The organism is Acidovorax sp. 99 (genome assembly GCF_003096455.1).
GTDB lineage: Bacteria > Pseudomonadota > Gammaproteobacteria > Burkholderiales > Burkholderiaceae_C > Acidovorax > Acidovorax delafieldii.
In genome coordinates, this window is record NZ_QEKU01000001.1 from 4,541,706 (window position 1) to 4,559,942 (window position 18,237).

General features: G+C 63.7%; 19 protein-coding genes. 11 read left to right on the top strand and 8 right to left on the bottom strand.

The features are described from left to right. Positions 1 to 384 precede the first annotated feature (384 nt). The 5 genes from C8C95_RS20875 to C8C95_RS20895 all read left to right on the top strand — a co-directional run bounded on the left by C8C95_RS20875 (position 385) and on the right by C8C95_RS20895 (position 5,705). Entirely contained in the window at positions 385 to 1,635 is a 1,251-nt protein-coding gene (locus C8C95_RS20875; protein ID WP_116750390.1) for a glycosyltransferase, read from the top strand. After that, a complete protein-coding gene (locus C8C95_RS20880; RefSeq protein WP_116749848.1) occupies positions 1,632 to 2,669 on the top strand; it encodes a polymer-forming cytoskeletal protein in 1,038 nt (345 codons plus the stop codon). The genes C8C95_RS20875 and C8C95_RS20880 overlap by 4 nt, the downstream gene beginning before the upstream one ends. 398 nt (positions 2,670 to 3,067) lie before the next feature. After that, a complete protein-coding gene (locus C8C95_RS20885; protein WP_133246253.1) occupies positions 3,068 to 3,592 on the top strand; it encodes a hypothetical protein in 525 nt (174 codons plus the stop codon). 230 nt (positions 3,593 to 3,822) lie between these two features. Beyond that, positions 3,823 to 4,896 carry a hypothetical protein gene (locus C8C95_RS20890; protein ID WP_243415736.1) on the top strand — a complete coding sequence of 358 codons (1,074 nt, stop codon included), beginning with the start codon at positions 3,823 to 3,825 and terminating at the stop codon, positions 4,894 to 4,896. Continuing rightward, a complete protein-coding gene (locus C8C95_RS20895) occupies positions 4,893 to 5,705 on the top strand; it encodes a Crp/Fnr family transcriptional regulator (RefSeq protein ID WP_243415737.1) in 813 nt (270 codons plus the stop codon). Before C8C95_RS20890 ends, C8C95_RS20895 begins: the two co-directional genes overlap by 4 nt. 20 nt (positions 5,706 to 5,725) lie before the next feature. Here the strand turns inward: C8C95_RS20895 and C8C95_RS20900 are convergent, their stop codons facing one another. Next, positions 5,726 to 6,544: a YaiO family outer membrane beta-barrel protein gene (locus C8C95_RS20900; RefSeq protein WP_116749850.1), complete on the bottom strand. Its 819-nt coding sequence runs from the start codon at positions 6,542 to 6,544 to the stop codon at positions 5,726 to 5,728. Continuing rightward, a complete protein-coding gene (locus C8C95_RS20905) occupies positions 6,541 to 7,470 on the bottom strand; it encodes a hypothetical protein (protein WP_116749851.1) in 930 nt (309 codons plus the stop codon). Before C8C95_RS20905 ends, C8C95_RS20900 begins: the two co-directional genes overlap by 4 nt. A 309-nt stretch (positions 7,471 to 7,779) precedes the next feature. Here C8C95_RS20905 and glmM point away from each other — a divergent pair, with 309 nt between their 5' ends. Beyond that, entirely contained in the window at positions 7,780 to 9,165 is a 1,386-nt protein-coding gene (glmM, locus tag C8C95_RS20910) for a phosphoglucosamine mutase (protein WP_243415738.1), read from the top strand. A 51-nt stretch (positions 9,166 to 9,216) separates the two neighbouring features. On the opposite strand, the gene wecB is transcribed toward glmM, so the two are convergent. Beyond that, positions 9,217 to 10,386: a UDP-N-acetylglucosamine 2-epimerase (non-hydrolyzing) gene (gene wecB / locus C8C95_RS20915; protein ID WP_116749852.1), complete on the bottom strand. Its 1,170-nt coding sequence runs from the start codon at positions 10,384 to 10,386 to the stop codon at positions 9,217 to 9,219. A gap of 286 nt (positions 10,387 to 10,672) precedes the next feature. On the opposite strand from wecB, the gene C8C95_RS20920 reads away from it, so the two are divergent. Then, positions 10,673 to 11,470, top strand: a complete 798-nt coding sequence (locus C8C95_RS20920) for an SDR family oxidoreductase (protein WP_116749853.1) — start codon at positions 10,673 to 10,675, stop codon at positions 11,468 to 11,470. A gap of 75 nt (positions 11,471 to 11,545) precedes the next feature. On the opposite strand, the gene C8C95_RS20925 is transcribed toward C8C95_RS20920, so the two are convergent. From C8C95_RS20925 to C8C95_RS20940, 4 genes are read right to left on the bottom strand one after another with little or no spacing between them, the layout of a single operon-like run. Next, positions 11,546 to 12,922: an MATE family efflux transporter gene (locus C8C95_RS20925; protein ID WP_056064997.1), complete on the bottom strand. Its 1,377-nt coding sequence runs from the start codon at positions 12,920 to 12,922 to the stop codon at positions 11,546 to 11,548. 31 nt (positions 12,923 to 12,953) lie between these two features. Next, positions 12,954 to 13,457: a MaoC family dehydratase gene (locus tag C8C95_RS20930; protein ID WP_116749854.1), complete on the bottom strand. Its 504-nt coding sequence runs from the start codon at positions 13,455 to 13,457 to the stop codon at positions 12,954 to 12,956. A 32-nt stretch (positions 13,458 to 13,489) separates the two neighbouring features. After that, positions 13,490 to 14,752, bottom strand: a complete 1,263-nt coding sequence (locus tag C8C95_RS20935; protein WP_116749855.1) for an MFS transporter — start codon at positions 14,750 to 14,752, stop codon at positions 13,490 to 13,492. Next, entirely contained in the window at positions 14,742 to 15,221 is a 480-nt protein-coding gene (locus C8C95_RS20940) for a MarR family winged helix-turn-helix transcriptional regulator (protein WP_116749856.1), read from the bottom strand. Before C8C95_RS20940 ends, C8C95_RS20935 begins: the two co-directional genes overlap by 11 nt. A 73-nt stretch (positions 15,222 to 15,294) precedes the next feature. On the opposite strand from C8C95_RS20940, the gene C8C95_RS20945 reads away from it, so the two are divergent. Together C8C95_RS20945 and gloA are read left to right on the top strand one after the other, a co-directional pair. Next, positions 15,295 to 15,846, top strand: coding sequence for a PaaI family thioesterase (locus tag C8C95_RS20945; RefSeq protein WP_099730268.1), 552 nt, complete (start codon positions 15,295 to 15,297; stop codon positions 15,844 to 15,846). After that, positions 15,843 to 16,256: a lactoylglutathione lyase gene (gloA, locus tag C8C95_RS20950; RefSeq protein ID WP_056062770.1), complete on the top strand. Its 414-nt coding sequence runs from the start codon at positions 15,843 to 15,845 to the stop codon at positions 16,254 to 16,256. Before C8C95_RS20945 ends, gloA begins: the two co-directional genes overlap by 4 nt. Positions 16,257 to 16,366: 110 nt before the next feature. On the opposite strand, the gene C8C95_RS20955 is transcribed toward gloA, so the two are convergent. Further along, positions 16,367 to 16,891, bottom strand: coding sequence for an OmpA family protein (locus tag C8C95_RS20955; protein ID WP_116749857.1), 525 nt, complete (start codon positions 16,889 to 16,891; stop codon positions 16,367 to 16,369). Between the two features lie 107 nt (positions 16,892 to 16,998). Between C8C95_RS20955 and C8C95_RS20960 the strand changes: the two genes are divergently transcribed. Together C8C95_RS20960 and C8C95_RS20965 are read left to right on the top strand one after the other, a co-directional pair. Beyond that, on the top strand, positions 16,999 to 17,592 hold the full coding sequence (locus tag C8C95_RS20960; protein WP_116749858.1) for a gamma-glutamylcyclotransferase: 594 nt from the start codon (positions 16,999 to 17,001) through the stop codon (positions 17,590 to 17,592). Between the two features lie 99 nt (positions 17,593 to 17,691). Then, on the top strand, positions 17,692 to 18,216 hold the full coding sequence (locus tag C8C95_RS20965) for a superoxide dismutase family protein (protein ID WP_116749859.1): 525 nt from the start codon (positions 17,692 to 17,694) through the stop codon (positions 18,214 to 18,216). Positions 18,217 to 18,237: the final 21 nt, after the last annotated feature.

The window sequence follows — 18,237 nt, forward strand, 5'->3', positions numbered from 1 at the left end:
TGCGCTTGAACTTTGCCTGTGTTCGCCATCGAACAGACCGTGCCCCGTCTGCTGCTTACATTCCGTCTCACATCCCTGCAGGGTGTGACGTAACGGGGTCGCAAGACGCCGCCACTCCACGTCCTGCGCGCAGGGTCCAGCAGTGGTCGGAACAAAAGGCGTTCTATGCACGTGAATCGAGAGAGCCGGCAGCTTGGTCCTGCCGAGCGCAGCGCTGCACTCCATATTCACCCGGCGCGGTGGCTGCGGTGTGCGACGGCATTTGCCACCATGTTGGGCAGCGCCAGTACGTGGGCGGCCCCGATGACGCAGCCTCTTGAATCCATCGAAGCGCTGAGTCAGCGGTGGGTGCCTGGCCCTGTGGCATATGCGGTGCTGTCCACTATGGCGGCGCTACTGGCCATGATCATCGTGGTGATGATGGTGTATGCCACCCGGCATGGAGTGCTCACACTGAACCGCCTGCTAGGGCACCAGCGCCATCCGTACCTGGACATCGATCAGGCAGACTGGCCCCTGATCACGGTGTTCATCGCTGCCCACAACGAAGAACAGGTGATCGCCGGATGCTTGCAGGCCCTGCTGGACACCAATTACCCGCTCGACCGGCTGAAGGTGGTGCCGGTCAACGACCGGTCTACCGATGGCACGCGCGCCATCATCGATGACTGGGTAGGCCGTTACCCGGGCCGAATCGTGCCGTTTCACCGTACCAAGGGCAAGCCAGGCAAGGCCGCAGCGCTCAAGGATGCCCTGCAGCATGCGCAGGGCGACATTGTGATCATCTTCGATGCCGACTATGTGCCCGGCCGTGGGCTGCTCAAGCAGCTAGTGGCGCCATTTTTCGACCCCGAGGTGGGGGCAGTGATGGGCCGTGTGGTGCCGGTCAATACGGGGGTGAACCTGCTCACACGCATGCTGGATCTGGAGCGAAGCGGCGGCTACCAGGTGGACCAGCAGGCCCGTATGAACCTTCGCCTGGTGCCCCAGTACGGCGGCACCGTGGGTGGCGTGCGCTGCTCGGCTGTGGCTGCGGTGGGCGGCTGGCACGACGATACGCTGGCCGAAGACACGGACATTACCTATCGGCTGTTGCTCAACGGCTGGAAGACTGTCTACACCAATAGGTCCGAGTGCTATGAAGAGGTGCCTCAGGACTGGCAGGTGCGCATCAAGCAGATCAAGCGCTGGGCCAAGGGGCACAACCAGGTGATGGTGCGCTATGGCTTGCGCTTTGCATTCAGTCCTTACCTGAGCTGGCGAGAACGCCTGGACGGGCTGCTGCTTTTGTGTGTTTTTGTGCTGCCGCCGTTGCTGCTGATGGGTTGGCTGCTGGCGCTGGGCCTGTATTTTTTCAATGCCGGGGACATGCTGACGGGGCTGATCTCCTTGTTTGCGCTCATGGCCTATGGCACGCTGGGCAACTTTGCCGCGTTCTTTGAGATAGCCGTAGCGGTGCTGCTGGACGGCAAACGCAGGCGGTTACGGCTGCTGCCGCTCAGCTTGCTGGGCTTCGTGATCAGCCTGTTTGCCATATCGTCATCGGTGTGGGGGCAGTTGATGGACAAGCTGCTGCGCCGCGACATGGTGTGGGACAAGACCGTGCGCTACCGGCAACCGAGCGTCGAACAATGAACACCGCCTTGTTCTACCTGGCCTTTGTATTGATCAGCTCGGGATTGATGGTGATTGCCTTTGGTCCCACCTGGCGCGAGTGGCAGCACCCCACCGATACCGAGGCATTGCAGGTGTTGCCGCACTACACCACCGACATAGATCATTTCGCTGACCGGTTCCGCGCGCTGGTGCAGGCCCACCAGGCGCAAGTGCCGGGTCCTTATGCCAACGAGTTTGATTTTGCGCCGGTGTCACTGGAGGGCGTGAACTGGGCCGGCATGCTGCGACCCCTGGTTTGCCTGGGCTCGGTCAAGCCGCAGACAGCGATCCAATGTGCTGCACCGCTGTTCGTGCATGGTGACTTCGAAGCACCGGCCCGCAGCCGCTTTGTGGGCCTGCTGGCGCAGGGCCGTATCCGGCTTGGTGCGGGTAGCGATGTGGGGCAGTGGGCACATGCCGACGCGTCCCTGCATCTGGCCCAGGGCTGTTCGGGGCTGCGGCGCCTGTCTTCATCGACCGCCGTGGAGCTGGAGGCAGATTGCTGTTTTGAGCGGATCCAGGCGCCACACATCCGCTTTGGTGGTGATGCGGCCCTGCAACCTGAACGCGAGCATGCACCTTTGATCGAGGCCAGCTTTGATCGGCTGGAGGGTGCGCTTCGCCAGAGCGAGCATGTGACGCTCGTGCGCGGCGACTGTAAGCTGCCACGCATGCACCGGTATCACGGCTCGCTGGTGGTCACGGGGCGTTTGCTCATTGGGGCTGGCACCGTGATTGAAGGCGACGTGAAAGCCCGTGGCGGCATCGTCATGGGCGACCACGCGCGGGTGCAGGGCTCGCTATGCAGTGAAAAGCAGATCCAGCTCCTGGACCATGCCCAGGTGGCCGGACCCGTGGTGTCCGAATCGGGCATCCTGCTGGGCGCTGGGGTACAGGTGGGCTCGCCGCAGGCCCTCACCACCGTCAGCGCAGAAACCATCATGGCGGAGGCGGGCGCCCGGGCGCATGGCACCGTGTGGGCCCGCCAACTGGGCATTGTGTGGTCGGCGTGAACGCGGCGCACCCGCATTGCATGGTTGGTCGGTGGCCTGCACCCTCGCATTGTTCCGTCCGCTAAACCGCCACAGAGGGCTTCCCCTTGCCACATCCCACCGTTATTCCCCACAGCCGCCAAGACCGCGAGCTGGCTTTCAATGCTGCGCGCGGCCTGTTGGCTCAGGCCCAACAAACCCACAGGCACCAGTTGCCCCACCGCGCTCTCAGCCGCATCCGGCTCAACCCATGGCTGCTTTTGCAAATGGTGGGGCTGCCGGTGGTGTGGTTGTCTCTGATCTACGCTTTGCGGGAGCCTCTGTACGGTTTTTGGCGCAACTACCTGCTCACCTGGGCGCGGTGGCTGCATATGCCGCTGCAGCCAGCTGCAGTGTCATCACGCCAGGACCTGTTGGGAATGAGCTGGTTGCCAGGCGCGAGTGACCTGGGGCTGTCCATCACCACCGGTGCTGCCCTGGCTGCCGTGCTGACTGTGGTGGCCTGGGGACTGGCACTGCGCCTGCGAGGGCGATGGCTTCCTGCGCAGTATCTGGTGCGGGTGCTGTGCGTGGTGCAGGCGCTGGCGCTGCTGTACTTCTGGTTTGCGCCGATGCCGTTCCCGCACTTGGTGCTGAACCATGTCATGGACCTGCTGGATGCTGGCTATCTGCTCATTCTGGTCATACCGGTGCTGATGGCGCTCGGTTACTACCCGCTGCAGATCAGCTGGCAGGCCAAGGTCGTGCATACCCTGCTTATCTTGTTGTTCTTTGGGGTCATGGTGCCGCAGCAAGCCATGTTGCACCTGCTGGTTCTGCAGCACTTGTCGGTGGTGTTCATGCCAGTGCTGTACCTGTGTTTCGGGGCGCTGTTCGACATGATGGTGTTTGTGGCGCTGTATGCATGGGCGGCCAGCACGGCACCCTTGTCCGCTACACATTAGAGCGCTCATTCCCCTGTCGGGTCTGTTCAGCCGTACCCTCTGCGGCGCCGCCAGGTTCACTTGTCTGTACGCCTGCGTACGCAGTGAAGAAATCGAAGGCATCTTCTGCAAAATAAGGACGCCACCCTTCACCCGGGGGTGTCGGCCTTCCTGGCAGTGCGCTTCTTTTTGCGCTGTTGCTCTCCAGATGTTGAAAGCGGTGTCCGGGCTTGCGTTCGGAGATCGTGCACATGCGGCGTCGTTCATTGCTAGAAAAGGTGCCAGCCTTTGGGGCTGGGTTGCTTTTGTGTTCGGCCAGCTGGGCGTCAGAAGCTCGCGCGCCCATCGATGCTGTAGCGGAGATCAAGGCGTTGCGCATCCTGTCGGGTCCCTATGCCGGTGGCTACGAGCTGGCGCCCAATGGACGCCTGAACTGGTACTTCGCCAACCTGGGATTGTTGCCCTTGGTGCCCATGCTCAGTGCGCCGGATCTGGAAACATACGTCCTCCCGTATCTGAATCTGTACCTGGCCAGCACCGATCCTGCCACCAGCACCATTGCGGATATTGAGTTCCCCTATGGCCGGGCCAATACCTCGGTGGTCAAGAAGGTGCTGGCTGACTCGGACGACGCCTATGCATCCACCTTTCTGTCCCTGGCGTCGCGCTATGTGGCGGCCAGTGGCAATTGGGCCTGGTGGGAGGCGCGCAAAGCGGCCCTCAAAAATATCGCTTACCGCAACCTGGCATTGACTGCCAAGTCTTCGGGGCTGACTGCAGTGTTTCAGGCGCCACGCAGCCAGACCAACGCCAGCGGCTACCTCATGGACAACTGCGAAGGTTACCGAGGTCTGCGCGACTTTGCGGCGGTGCTGCGGTCGCGCAGCGAACTGTCTGAAGCCAACTACTATGACCTGCTGGCGACCAATACCGCAGAAGGCATTGCGCGCCAGCTCTACAAGGCCCCAGAGCAGTCATTTTTGGCCAGCGACGCCACGCTGGCACCCAGCGCACAGTTTTACCCTGGCACCACTTGTCAGGTGTACCCGCAGGCCTTTGGATTGCGCGAGCTGACCGGGCTGTTTGCAGCAGGGTGGAACTTCCTCAACACGCGCTCACCAGGCTGGGAAACCGGGCGCTATGACCCTTTCCCGTGGGCCATCCTCGGGTACGTTGCCGCGCTTCGAGGGCAGGGCAGTCAGGCGCGTACTCAACTGGCGGCCATGGAAAAAACCTTTGCGGCCAACCGCAGCCTGGTCACCATCAACGAATTGGGCTTCTATCTTCGCACCAAAGCCGTGTTGGGCGGGAGCACGGCGGCATGAGGGCGGGCCTGCGTAAGCTCCATGTGCGCCAGCAGACAGACAGAGACGGCGTCTCCTCCGAGAATTCAAAACGATCCCGTCCTGCTGTCAAGAAGCCGCACATCGACCAATCCCTCGCGAACCGACTGCTGGCCCTTTTGCGGCCTACAGAGCGGTCGCGCCTGCTGTCCGTTGCCGAGTGGGTCGAACTGGAAAGCCAGCAAGTATTGGGGCGAGCGGGTGAACGACTCAGCCATGTGTACTTTCCCACCAACAGCATGATCTCGTTGCTGTCCAACCTGGAGGGCGCGCGGCACTTTGAGGCCGGACAGATCGGCTTTGAGGGCATGTTGGGTGCCAGCGCAGGGCTGGGGGTGACGGCCTCGGCCTTTGATGCGGTGGTTTCGGGGGCAGGCCAGGCATGGCGAATCCAGCTGGATGCCTGGCGCAGCCATTGTTTGGCCAGCCGGACGCTGAGCCTGCTGACCACCCGCTATCTGTATGTCGAGCTATCGCAAATGGGCGCGATGGTGGCCTGCGGGCACTTTCATTCGCTGGAGCAGCGTCTGGCGCGGTTTCTGCTGATGAGCGAAACGCGGCTGCGTACCCCCGACATTCAGATGACGCACGAGACGCTGGCGCACCTGCTGGGGGTACGCCGGGCCGGTGTGACGCTGGCGGCCGGCAAGCTGCAAGAGAGCGGTGTAATCCAGTACACGCGCGGGCATATCCTTGTGCTGGACCGGGAGGCATTGCTGGCGCAAAGCTGTGGGTGCTTTGACCAGGATCTGGAGACCTATGAACGGGTCATGTCAGGCGCTGTCACTTAGACGCTGCAGGCTCGGACAACCTAGGGCAGTTCCCAAAACAGCGACAGCTTGGCGCCGTTGCGGGAATAGTAGGGGTTGCGGTAGCGCTCTACGCCCGCAGTAATGCCCCACTGTGGGCCCAGCCACTGCCGCAGTGTGAGCTGTGACTGGCGACTGTCAAAGTTGACCAGAGATACCCCATTGCCAATGGCCTGGTAGCCCTCGGCACCCCAGCCGTGGCGGGCAATGATCTGCGTGTGGTGCGCGCGCCCCCAGGTGGCCGCCACAAACTGCTGATGGGTACGCACGCCACCGGGGGAGCTGTTGTTGAAGCGTATTTCTGCCTGTACCACCCACGGCAGATCGAAATAGTAAGTGGACCCGAGGTTGATGTTGCGATCGATGTGGCCGTCTGGCGCTCGGTAGTAACCTGCCCCCAGGGTGGCCACCCATTGGCGTGTGGGCAGCAACTTGCGGTTGATGAACCCGTCCACACGGTAGCGCGGCAGGTAAGCAGCACCATCGCCTGCGCCCACCGACAGCATGGAGAACCAGTCTTCGTTCCAGGTCATGGTGTCGGACAGCCCGATGAACCGGCCCGACTCTCCAAACCGCCGCATGGTGGCGATTTCCATGCCGAGCAGCTGGTTGTTTACACCCCATTGGCCGCGCACGCCAGCTTCATGCCAGTTGCCATACCCGTTGGTGAGGGTGTGGCGGCTGGTGTAGGCCTCAATGCCCCGGACCGGGGCCGGCAGGTCTGCAACGTCTTGCGCATGGGCTGCGGGTAAGGCATGGGCCAGCAACCCCAGTGCCAGAACAAGGGACGGGGCAGAGCGGTGGATGTAGTGGGTGTTCATGGTGACCGTGCGGGGGTGTGACGAGAACTGGTGCAGTTAGTTGTGTCCACGGCGGCAGTGATGGCCTTGGACTGCAGGATTTGCGCGGCGACTTCGTCCGTCACCGTCCAGTGGGCGCCGTGCCGATGGGGCAGGGCGGTACGAAGCCAACAGCGGGCAGAGGGGATGTCGCCTTGCTGCAGTGCCACCACAGCCACCAGACCCCAGGCAAAGTCCTCCTTCACCTGGGCCAGCCATTCGTTGCGGTGCTCAGCCATCCAGCGGCGGTAATGCGCGGGCGCCCCACCAGGGATCAGCGGAAAACGCACCAACAGCGGAAAGATCTGCGCCACGGCGTCGGGGTAGAAGGCATGTGCGGTCTCACGCTGTCCGGGTTGGGTGGAAACCAGGTAGCGCTTGCGCTGGTCGTCCCAGAACACGGCCGCCAGAGTTTTGGTGAAGTTGGGGTGGCGCGCGTTTTGTGCCGCCTTGTGGGTGAGCGGGTAGGCCCACAGCTCCAGGTTGTCCATGAGCAGCCCATGTTGGTACACCGGTGAGACCAGATAAATGCCCTGGTTGGGGTCTACCAACTTGGCCAGCGCCGCACTGGTAGCCATGCGGCTGCGCACCCAACTGGCCTGGCTGCGTTGTGAGGCAGGCATGCTGTCCATGAACGCCAGCCACAGGCCGAGTACAGAGTCATCGGCATCGGCGGTTTTACATGGGGCCCACACAGGGCCGTTGCGGCAAAAACGGTCAAAGGTCGCGTCGGGCTTTTGCCGCTGTACCAGCCAGGCGCCCCAGGCCTTGGCAGGCGTGGAAATATCCAGCCCATGGCTGTGAGCCAGCAGCAGTGCCTGCAAGGCAAAGTAGGGATCTACCGTGTCGCCCTGGTGCTGCACCGAGATGGCGCCCGAGGTATCGGCATACCCCTCCAGATCGAGCACAGCCGCCGACGTACAAAGTGGTGCTGCAAGAACGAAGCACGCCAGAGCGTTGCCTATCCAGCGCTTCAGGCCAGAGTGGGTCTGTGACAGATGAAGGCACTTGGGAGCTAGAGAGTCTGGTGTCAATGGGTGATCCGTGGCATGAAAAGCCATGGTCAGCGTGTAGGCACAGCGCTGTCTGTTCGATACCGTACATAACGTGGCGGGTTCGATAGCGCACAGACCGTTTCGGTCCAAGGCCCCACCGTCGGTGTTCGCCTTGGCCTGGGGTGCGGGTTATCTGGCGAATCTCATTCAACAGGACTACCCATGACAACGCAAAAGATGTTCGGAACCGACGGCGTGCGCGCCCCAGTGGGTATGGAGCCCATGACCCCCCAGACCATCATGCGGCTGGCACACGCCTGCGGCCAGCTGCTTAGCCGTCAGCACACGGGACTGAACCCGCGACCTGTGGTGGCAGTGGGCACCGACACGCGCGGGTCGGCCCCCATGTTTGAGGCAGCCTTGCAGGCGGGGTTTTCTGCGGCCGGTGTGGACACGGTGATGTGCGGCGAGTTGCCCACACCCGGCGTGGCCTACCTGACGCGCTTGCGCGGCTACCAGGCGGGTGTGGTGGTGAGTGCATCGCACAACCCTTGTGAGGACAACGGGGTGAAGTTCTTTTCGGCCACAGGTGACAAGCTGCCCGACGGCATGGAGGCCGAGATCGAACGCTCCATGGACCAGCCCATGGTCTGTTTGCCATCGTCTCGCTTGGGCCGCGTGTCCCTGCTGCCGGAGGCCTCCGATCTGTACATCCAATTTTGCAGGCAGGCATTGCCGGCAGGTTTGCACCTGCAGGGTATGAAGATCGTCATCGACGCCGCCCATGGCGCCTGCCACCGCATCGCCCCCGAGGTGTTCCGACAGTTGGGCGCGGAGGTGGTTGCGGTGGGCGCCACGCCTGATGGGCAGAACATCAACGACAACGTGGGCGCCACGTCGCCCAAGCACCTGAGCGAGGCCGTGCTGGCTCACCAGGCAGATGTCGGCGTGGCGCTGGACGGCGATGGAGACCGGTTGGTGATGGTGGACAGCGAGGGCCGCATCTATGCGGGTGACGAGCTGCTGTACGTGCTGGCCGTGGATGCCCAGACCAACGATGGCTTGCAGGGTGGGGTGGTGGGCACGGTGATGAGCAACCAGGGGCTGGAGCAAGCGCTGCTGCGCCGTGGGCTGGACTTTGCAAGGTCTGCCGTGGGTGACCGACATGTCCTGGAGCTGCTCAAGCAGCGGGGTTGGCGCTTGGGCGGCGAGGGCTCGGGCCACCTGATCGGGCTAGACTGGCACAGCACCGGCGACGGCGTGATGTCAGCCTTGCGGGTGGTGGCTGCCATGAAGCGCTCGCAGCGCAGCTTGTCGCAGCTGTGCAGCGATCTGCGCATGAACGCTCAGTGCCTGGTCAATGTGCCCGTGACCCGTGGTGCGGGGATGGCCGAAAACACCTGGATGCCCCATTTCCAGCTGCGGGCCGAAAAGTTGCTGGGCGACGATGGGCGGGTGCTGCTGCGTGCCTCGGGCACCGAGCCTGTTGTGCGGGTGCTGGTGGAGTGCCGTACTGCACTCAGGGCGCAGCGGATGGCCAGCCGGTTTGCCAAAGAGGTCAGCCAACTGCTGACCGCACACGCGGCGCTGGATACAGTTACCGCCTGACCGGCCGTCGTCCCCGCACCATCCTGGATGGCGGTGGGGCCGCAAGCGCTGTCAGTCCACCGTGCAGAGCCGGTCTGCAATGTGCTGCGCGGTGTGGCCATCGCCAAACGGGCTGCTTTCCAGCTGCATGCTGCGGTACGCCCCATCGTCGCGCAGCAGGCGTGCCGCCTCAGTCACCATGCGGCGGATGTCTGTGCCAACCAGTACCGCACCACCAGCTTCCACCAGCTCCTGCCGCTCGGTGCTGTCGCGCGCAATCAGCACTGGCCGCCTCAGCGCAGAGGCTTCTTCCTGAATGCCGCCCGAGTCCGTCAGCGTGAAGTAACAGCGTTGCAGCAGGCTGATGAGGGCAGGGTAGTCCATGGGTTCGGTCAGACACACCCGTTGGCGCAGGTCGTCCGGCAATGCGTCGATCACCGGCCTCACCGCCTGACTGACGGCTGGGTTGGGGTGAAGCGGCCAGATCACAACCAGATCGGCATGGGCCGCCAGCAACTGCCCGATGGCAGTGGCGATATTGCGTATGGGGTCGCCCCAGTTCTCTCGGCGGTGGGCGGTCACCAACAGAAGCCGCTGGTTTATTTGCTGATCTAGAAACTCTGCGACCATGGCTGGTACCACTGAAGACAAACCGGACGACAAGACAGAAGGCGCGGACGATGCATTGGTCTGCAGGCGCTCCTGCGTCCAGCGCGCCGCGTCAATCACCGTATTGCCGACGACAGAGATACAGGCGCCTGCTATGCCTTCGCGCAAAAGGTTGTCCCGGGTCCGCGCCGTCGGTGCGAAGTGCCAGTGGGCGAGCCGTGCAATCAGCTCCCGGTTCTTTTCCTCCGGAAACGGCTCGCGTGTGCCTGTGCGCAAACCCGCCTCGATGTGGGCGACCGGCTTGTCGTTGTAGTAGCCACTCAGCGCTCCGACCAGCGCAGACGTCGTGTCGCCCTGCACCAGCACCACATCAGGCTGGGTTTCGTCCACCAGCCTGTCCACTCCCTCCAGCAACAGCGCCGTGAGGTCGCCCAACCTCGGTGTGCGCCGCTCCAGTGCCAAGCGCAGGTCTGGCCCCATGTCAAAAAATCGGTAAAGCACCTCGGCCACCTCGGCGTGCTGCCCGGTGTGGAGCACCACCACGCGGTGGCCACGCAGCTTTAGCTCGCGATGCAACGGTGCCATCTTGATGATCTCAGGGCGGGTGCCTAAACACGCAAGGTAAGTGGTCATGGGTTCTTTCAACGCAGCGGCGCTCGCGTTTTGGTGGGAGGCGTTGGAACCAGTCCAGACGGACTTTTCGGAAGGAAGACTTGGGAGAACGCCGCCACAGCAGGTGCCCCCAAGGCCGACGCATGGTGTGGCTAGGGGGCGTGGAGTGTCTGTTCGATACCGCACAGAGTGTGTGTTTGATATTTAACATAATATACATCGTATCTAGCAATAACGATGTCATCCCAACGAAGCCCCAATGCGCCGTCGGCTCTGCATCCTGCTCAAGCCGCTACCATCACCGCCCATGAACCTTCCCACCCAAGCACCTTCTACATCGTCCATCCACTTCGGTCATCAGGGCCGCGTCTGCATCGTCACGGGTGGCGCCCAAGGCATTGGCGAGGCCTGTGTCCGCCGCTTTGCGGCCGAAGGCGCCAAGCCGGTGATCGTCGACGTGGACGATGCGCGTGGTCAAGTGCTGGCGCAGGAGCTGGGCGCGTTGTATGTGCGCTGCGATGTGGGCGATAAATCGCAGGTGGATGCACTGGTGGCCCAGACCCTGGCGGCCCATGGGCGCATCGACGTTCTGGTGAACAACGCGGGCATCTTTCGCGCGGCAGACTTTCTGGAGGTAACCGAGGCCGACTTTGACGCGGTGCTGCGGGTCAACCTCAAAGGTTCGTTCCTGGTCGGCCAGGCGGTGGCGCGGGCCATGGTGGTATCGGGAGGCGGTTCGATCGTGAACATGAGCTCGGTCAACGGTGTGCTGACCATTCCCAATATCTCCAGCTACAACGTGAGCAAAGGCGGCGTGAACCAGCTCACGCGGGTGATGGCGCTGGCATTGGCCGACAAGAACATCCGCGTGAACGCGGTGGCGCCGGGCACCATCGCCACCGAGCTGGCCGCCAAGGCCGTGCTGACCAGCGATGAGGCCAAGAACAAGATCATGAGCCGCACGCCCATGAAGCGGCTGGGCGAGCCGTCCGAGATTGCCGATGTGGTGGCCTGGCTGGCCAGCGATGCGGCCAGCTATGTGACCGGCGAGATTGTGACCGTAGACGGTGGGCGCATGACGCTCAACTACACCGTGCCGGTCTGACGCACTTCTGGCCACTCCTGTTTTGATAGCTGCCAGCGCATGATTCACTAGCGCTAGCAGCTGTTTTCATCACTTTCAGACCTGGGGCATGCGCTGCAGCAGCCGGGTGGTACTGCGCGGCCAGCCCACCGGACCGAACCAGGCGCCGCCAGCAATCGCCCAGGCGTTGACCAAGCCGTAAAGCACCAGCGCCGCCCCCTGCGCTGCAAACACGGCGGCCAGTCCACCGCCCCAGCGCAGCGCCAGCCAGCCGCCGGTGACGGCCACCGCCAGGCGCACGATGTTGCCGATCACCGGCCAGAGCAGGCGCCCTGCCCCTTGCGAGGCAAAGTACAGCACCAGGCCCAGGCCGAAGAAGCCGTACACGGGGCCGACGGTGCGCAGATACAGCGCACCCGCTTCCAGCATGGCGGGGTCGCTGTTGAACAGGGACAGCCACGCGTTGGGAAAGGCTGCCGCCCACAGGCCAATCGCCTCGGCCATCACAAACGCCATGGCCGCGCCAATCCAGGTGGCGCGCAAGGCGCGCTCGCGCTGGCCAGCGCCGATGCATGTGCCGACCATGGCCACCAGCGGCGCGCCCAGGCCAAACACCAACGGAACCAGCAGGTATTCCAGCCGCGATGCGGTGCCGTAGCCCGCGATGGCCGCTGTGCCAAAACCACCCACCAATGCGGTCGTGACGCCAATCGCCAGATTGGTGGCGACGGTAGACACCGTGCCCACCAGACCCACCCGCAGGATGTCTTTGAACAGCACCCAACGAAACCGGATGTGCGCCAGCGACGGCCGCAGCAGGCTGCGCGGCGACCACAGGTATGCGGCCAGCACGGCGCTGCCGATCAGGTAATACGCCATCAGCGCAATGGCGCCCCCGGCAATGCCCAGGCCCGGCATGGGGCCCCAGCCAAAGATGAACAGTGGCGAAAGCGGCACCAGTACAAACGCGCCCAGCACCGTGACGTAGGCTGGCACGGCCATGTTGCCCGTGCCCCGGATCACGGCCGACAGCGTGTTGAACAGCCACACCAGAAACGCCCCCGCAAACACCCAGTTGGAATAGACCAGTGCCGCATTCAGCGCGCCGCCCGTGCCGCCCATGCGGGTGTAGAGCCAGCGCCCTCCTCCCACCACGCCCACGGTAAAGACCAGCGAAAACACCGCCGCAATGGCCAGCGCATGCAGCACCAGCGCGTCGGCATCGTCCCGCCGCCGTGCGCCCAGGGCGCGTGCAATGGCCGAAGCAATGCCGCCGCCCATGGCGCCCGCCGAGGTCATCTGCATCAGCATGACCACCGGAAACACCAGCGCCATGCCGGCCAGTGCATCGGTGCCCAGCTGGCCGACAAAGTAGGTCTCGATCAGCCCGACGCCCGCCTGCGCCAGCATCACCAGCACGTTGGGCGCGGCCAGCCGCAGCAAGGTGGGCGCAATGGGCGCCTCCAGCAGCATGCGGGTGCGCGGGTTGAGGGCCTCGGTCACATCAGGCCCCTGCCCCACCGGCTGCAGGCCGGCGTGGCACCACGATGCGCACGGTAGACAGCTGCAGCACATCGCCGTGCTGGTTGCGGGTTTCGCTGCGCACCGTGACCATGCCCCGGTCGGGCTTGGACTTGGAGGGCTGGATCTGCACCACCTCGCTCACCACATGCAGCACATCGGTGGAGCGTGTGGGCCGAGGCCAGCTCAGTTCGCCCCCCGCACCGATGATGCCGCCCGCAATCGGCAGCCCACTGGTCACTTGCAAGCGCATGGTCACGGCCGCCGTGTGCCAGCCGCTGGCGGCCAGACCGCCAAACAGCGTGTCACGTGCTGCGGCGTCGTCCAGGTGAAAGGGCTGCGGGTCGAACTGCGCGGCAAAGGTGGTGATCTGCGCTTCGTCCATGGCGTGTTCGCCGCTTTGGAACTGGTCGCCGACAGACAGGTCGTCCAGGTACATCGGGGACGTGGGGGCTGTCGAAACGTTGCTGGCGGGGGTCTGCGTCATGTCGATGGCTTTCGTGGAGAGAAGGTGGTGGGTCAGGCCGCCGTGGCGGCGGGGCGCGCCACGCGCGCTTCCCGGATCGGCAGGTTGACCAGCGCTGCGCCTACGGCCAGCACGATGTCGATGTACCAGACCCAGTCATAGCTGCCGGTGGCCTGGAACACGCTGCCGCCCAGGTAGGCACCCAGGAATCCGCCAATCTGGTGCGACAGCATCACGATGCCGAACAGCATGGCCATGTTGGCCGTGCCAAACATCTTGGCGACCAGTCCGGCTGTGGGGGGTACGGTGGACAAGAAGGTGATGCCCATGACGGCGGCGAAGACCAGCACCACGGCCGGCGTCTTGGGAGCAAACAGGAAAATCAGTACCGCCAGACCTCGCGTGGCGTACAGCAGCGACAGCAGCGACTTCATGCGCCAGCGCCCTACCGCCCACCCCATGGCCAGGCTGCCCACAATGTTGAACAGCCCGATCACCGCCAGCGACCAGCCCCCTACTTCGGGCGCCAACCCGCACGCTGCGATCACGCCGGGCAAGTGCGTGGCCAGGAACGCCACGTGAAAGCCGCACACCAGAAAGCCTGCCGCCAGATACCGGTAGCTCGGTGTGGCCAGGGCCTGGGCAATGGCCTCGCGCGCGGTCAATGCCTTCTGGCCGGATACCGCTGCAGCCTGTGCCGCCAGCGCGTTGGAGTTGCCCTTGAGCACCCACACCGCCGGCAGCGCCAGCAGCACCAGCACGCCCAGCCACTGCATCGCACTGGCCCAGCCCACGGCGGCGGTCAGGCTGATGGCGATGGGCGCCATCAAAAACTGCCCGAACGAGCCGCCCGCGTTGACGATGCCGCTGGCCAGCCCGCGCTTTTGAACAGGCACCAGCCGGGCAGTGGCCGCCATCAGCACAGACGGCCCAGCCATGCCTGCGCCGCCTGCGGCCAACACGCCAATCGCAAAAATCAACCCGGCCGTGGTGGTCATATACGGCGTGATGAAGGTGCCCAGCGCCACCAGCGCCACACCGATCAGGATCACACGACCCGTGCCGATGCGGTCGGCCACAGCCCCGGCAAACGGCTGGGTCAGCCCCCACCACAGTTGGCCAAACGCAAACGCCAGGCTGATGCTGCCGATGCCCAGGCCCGTGGAGGTGTTGAGTGCGGACAGGAACAGACCCATGGTCTGGCGCGTGCCCATGGTCAGTGCAAAGGCGCCTGCGGCCGCCAGCAGCACGAGCCACAGGGCCAGCGGTGCGGCGGGCTTGGTTGCCGTCGCCTGCGGGGTCTGGTTATTCGTCATGCGCAGTCTCCTGCACTGGCAGTGCAGCCAGCAGATCGAGCGAGTCGTCCACCAACGCGTGCAAGGCCATCACGCGTTCCACGCCCAGTGCCTCGTTCAGCGCCAGTTGTGCGGCCTTCCAGTGGCGTTGCGCTTCCGCGCGCTTGTCGCGGCCTGCGTCGGTGATGTGCACCAGGCGGCTGCGTGCGTCCGTGCCCGCCCTCAGCGTCACCCAGCCGGCATCCACCAACGGGCGCAGATTGCGGGTCAGCGTGGACGCATCCATCTTCATCTCCGTGGCCAGATCACCGGGGCGAATCGGGCCCAGCTTGAGCACATGCGATAGCAGCGAATACTGCGTGGTCTTGAGTCCACATTTCGCCATTTCGGCGTCGTAGTGGTTGGCCACGCGGCGCATCAGTTGGCGCAGCTTGAAGTTGGTGCAGCCCTGCGGCAGCTCAGGGGCCAGGGTAGATGGGTTGGCTTGCATGGATTTGATTGTATCTGCAATAATTGCATATGCAACTCATGCATTTCAACCACGCCACCAACCGGGACACCCCATGACACAGCACAACCACCTTGAACACTGGCTGGCACAGGAGCGCGACATCCTGGCCACGCTGGATGCAGGCCCCGGCCCGGGCGTGGCCCGCCGCGAGCAGATCGCCCACCTGAACGGCCTGCAGCAGATGCAGGCCATGCTGCGCGGCGAACTGCCCTACGCTGCCATTGCCAAGACGCTGGACTTCCTGATCGTCGAAGTGGGAGAAGGTACGGCCATCTTCCAGGGCACACCCCGCGCAGAGCACCTGAACCCCATGGGCACGGTGCATGGCGGCTGGTTTGCCACCTTGCTCGACTCCGCCCTGGGCTGCTCCATCCACACGCGCATGGAGCCCGGGCGCGGCTACACCACGGCCGAGCTGGGCATCAACTTGGTCAAGGCCATCACGCCCAAGGTACAGCGCGTGCGCGCCGAGGGCCGGGTGATCCACAGTGGGCGCCAGCTGGCCACGGCCGAGGCGCGCCTGGTGGGGCCGGACGGCACGCTGTATGCCCACGCCACCACCACCTGCCTGGTTTTCGATCTGCCTGCACAATCGAAGGGATGAAATTCCTCCACACGATGCTGCGCGTTGGCAACCTTCAACGCTCGATTGATTTCTACACCCAGGTGCTGGGTATGCAACTGCTGCGCCAGTCCGAGAACCCCGAGTACAAATACTCGCTGGCCTTTCTGGGCTTCGAGGGCGGCAACCCCGGCCAGGCCGAGATCGAGTTGACCTACAACTGGGGCGTGGAAAGCTACGACATGGGCACGGCCTACGGCCACATCGCGTTGGGCGTGCCCGATGCGTATGCCGCGTGCGAAAAGATCAAGGCCTCGGGCGGCAACGTGACGCGCGAAGCAGGTCCGGTCAAGGGCGGCACCACGGTGATCGCGTTTGTGACCGACCCCGATGGCTACAAGATCGAGTTGATCCAGCGCGCCGAAGGCGCAGGCGGCCAGGGTCTGCGGTGATATTTACTATCAAATAGATAGCTGCTGGCGCATATTCCACTAGCGCATGCGGCCATTTGGCCCAAAAAACCCGGCAGCGCCGGGTTTTTTGTTGGAGAAGCAGGCGGCGCTTACAGGGCGCCCAGCGTCACTTCCACGCGGCGGGCTTCGGCGTTGCTGCCGGTCGCGGTGGTTTCTTCTGGCTTCTTCAGCTCCACCTTGTCTTCGGCCACGCCCAGGGCCTTGAGCGCTTCGGCCACGGCCACTGCGCGCTGCTTGGCCAGTTCTGCATTCAGTGCAGCGTCGCCCGTGGCATCGTGGAAGCCGGAAATGACGACCTTCTTGCCTTCAGCCACACCCTTGACCACGTCGGCCAGGGCTTCGTTGGCACCCGCGGCCAGTTCGGCCTTGGCGGTGGCAAAGTAGAACTTCACCACGCCGTTTTCAACGCGCACGCTGGCCACGTCTTCTTCCACGGCTACGGCGGGTGCTGCGGGCGTGTTGCTGCCCGCAACGGCAGCAGGCCGGACCGGTGCTTTGGCGCCCAGACGCTTGACCACCACGGTGCCCACCACCACGGAGATCACCAACGCAATCAGTGCAAACAGAAAACCGAGGGCAAAACGTTGTTGGCTATCGTCGTCAGAGCTGGACATGGAAGATCCCTGTAGTGATGAATAAAGTGGTTGGACGGCCAATGCAGGCGTTGCGAAAACAAGGCACCGGCCGCTTGCAGCAAAGCATTCGATTGTAGAGTGAAGGCATGACGAATCTGCCAGCCCCACTGCGAGACCCGGCGCCGATGCTGGAGCGTGCCCTCCAAGAATGGGGTGGCCATCAGGACCTGTGGATTTTCGGCTATGGGTCGCTCATCTGGCGGCCGGATTTTGACTATGCCGAGCGGCGCCCGGCCAAGGTCCACGGCTGGCACAGGGCGCTCAAGATGTGGAGCCGTATCAACCGCGGCACGCCCGAGTGCCCGGGACTGGTGTTCGGCATGCTGTCGGGCGGAAGCTGCCGGGGCATGGTGTTTCGCGTGGACAAGGTGCATGCGCAGCAGGTGATGATCAACCTGTGGCAACGCGAGATGGTCACCGCTGTCTACGACCCGCGCTGGCTGGTGTGCCACACGCCCCATGGCCCGGTGCGGGCGCTGGCCTTTACCCTGTCGCGCAAAAGTCCCAACCACACGGGCGAGCTGCCAGACTACGAATACTGCCGCATTTTCGAGCAGGCCTGTGGACGCTACGGCACCACCCGCGACTACGCCCAGGCCACCTACGACGAGTTGCGCAAGCACGGCATCCACGACAGGGCTTTGGCTCGGTTGATCGCGTTGGCCCAAAAAGAGGCATAGTGCACATTTTTCTGGACTCTCGCGTGGTGGCTTGCGAGACTGCGCCTTTGTATCGGGTTCAATCCCGCGTTCATTCATTCGCACCGAGGAGTTTGAGTCATGAATATTCGTTTTGCTTTTGCCCTGTCTTCCCTGGCTGTTGTGGCGCTGGCGGGCTGTGCCTCCCACCTGTCTGGCAACCGCGCTACCGCCAAGCTGGAGCCCACCCGGGGCAACACAGCCACTGGTACGGTGACGTTTGTACAGACCGGCGATGGTGTGCAGGTGTCGGGTGAAATTCGTGGACTCAAACCTGACGCAGAACACGGCTTTCATGTGCATGAAAAGGGCGACTGCTCCAGCGCCGACGGCATGAGCACCGGCGGACATTTCAACCCCACGGCCAAACCGCACGGATCCCACGGCGCGGGAGAACACCACACCGGTGATCTGCCCAGCCTCAAGGCCGACAAATACGGCGTCGCCGCATTCAGCTTTGTGTCGCGGTCCATCAGCGTGGGCGGCCCCACCACAGACATCGTCGGCAAGGGCCTGATCGTTCACCGCGACCCCGACGACTACAAGACCCAACCCACCGGTAACGCAGGTCCGCGCCTGGCTTGCGCGGTGATTGCTTCCAAATAAAGCGGAAGCGGCCTTCGCCGC

Bases quoted from the DNA above. Each gene is read 5' to 3' on its own strand.
- C8C95_RS20875 (WP_116750390.1), top strand. From the start codon at position 385: ATGGCGGCGCTACTGGCCATGATCATCGTGGTGATGATGGTGTATGCC.
- C8C95_RS20880 (WP_116749848.1), top strand. From the start codon at position 1,632: ATGAACACCGCCTTGTTCTACCTGGCCTTTGTATTGATCAGCTCGGGA.
- C8C95_RS20885 (WP_133246253.1), top strand. From the start codon at position 3,068: ATGAGCTGGTTGCCAGGCGCGAGTGACCTGGGGCTGTCCATCACCACC.
- C8C95_RS20890 (WP_243415736.1), top strand. From the start codon at position 3,823: ATGCGGCGTCGTTCATTGCTAGAAAAGGTGCCAGCCTTTGGGGCTGGG.
- C8C95_RS20895 (WP_243415737.1), top strand. From the start codon at position 4,893: ATGAGGGCGGGCCTGCGTAAGCTCCATGTGCGCCAGCAGACAGACAGA.
- C8C95_RS20900 (WP_116749850.1), bottom strand. From the start codon at position 6,544: ATGAACACCCACTACATCCACCGCTCTGCCCCGTCCCTTGTTCTGGCA.
- glmM (WP_243415738.1), top strand. From the start codon at position 7,780: ATGACAACGCAAAAGATGTTCGGAACCGACGGCGTGCGCGCCCCAGTG.
- wecB (WP_116749852.1), bottom strand. From the start codon at position 10,386: ATGACCACTTACCTTGCGTGTTTAGGCACCCGCCCTGAGATCATCAAG.
- C8C95_RS20920 (WP_116749853.1), top strand. From the start codon at position 10,673: ATGAACCTTCCCACCCAAGCACCTTCTACATCGTCCATCCACTTCGGT.
- C8C95_RS20925 (WP_056064997.1), bottom strand. From the start codon at position 12,922: ATGCTGCTGGAGGCGCCCATTGCGCCCACCTTGCTGCGGCTGGCCGCG.
- C8C95_RS20930 (WP_116749854.1), bottom strand. From the start codon at position 13,457: ATGACGCAGACCCCCGCCAGCAACGTTTCGACAGCCCCCACGTCCCCG.
- C8C95_RS20935 (WP_116749855.1), bottom strand. From the start codon at position 14,752: ATGACGAATAACCAGACCCCGCAGGCGACGGCAACCAAGCCCGCCGCA.
- C8C95_RS20940 (WP_116749856.1), bottom strand. From the start codon at position 15,221: ATGCAAGCCAACCCATCTACCCTGGCCCCTGAGCTGCCGCAGGGCTGC.
- C8C95_RS20945 (WP_099730268.1), top strand. From the start codon at position 15,295: ATGACACAGCACAACCACCTTGAACACTGGCTGGCACAGGAGCGCGAC.
- gloA (WP_056062770.1), top strand. From the start codon at position 15,843: ATGAAATTCCTCCACACGATGCTGCGCGTTGGCAACCTTCAACGCTCG.
- C8C95_RS20955 (WP_116749857.1), bottom strand. From the start codon at position 16,891: ATGTCCAGCTCTGACGACGATAGCCAACAACGTTTTGCCCTCGGTTTT.
- C8C95_RS20960 (WP_116749858.1), top strand. From the start codon at position 16,999: ATGACGAATCTGCCAGCCCCACTGCGAGACCCGGCGCCGATGCTGGAG.
- C8C95_RS20965 (WP_116749859.1), top strand. From the start codon at position 17,692: ATGAATATTCGTTTTGCTTTTGCCCTGTCTTCCCTGGCTGTTGTGGCG.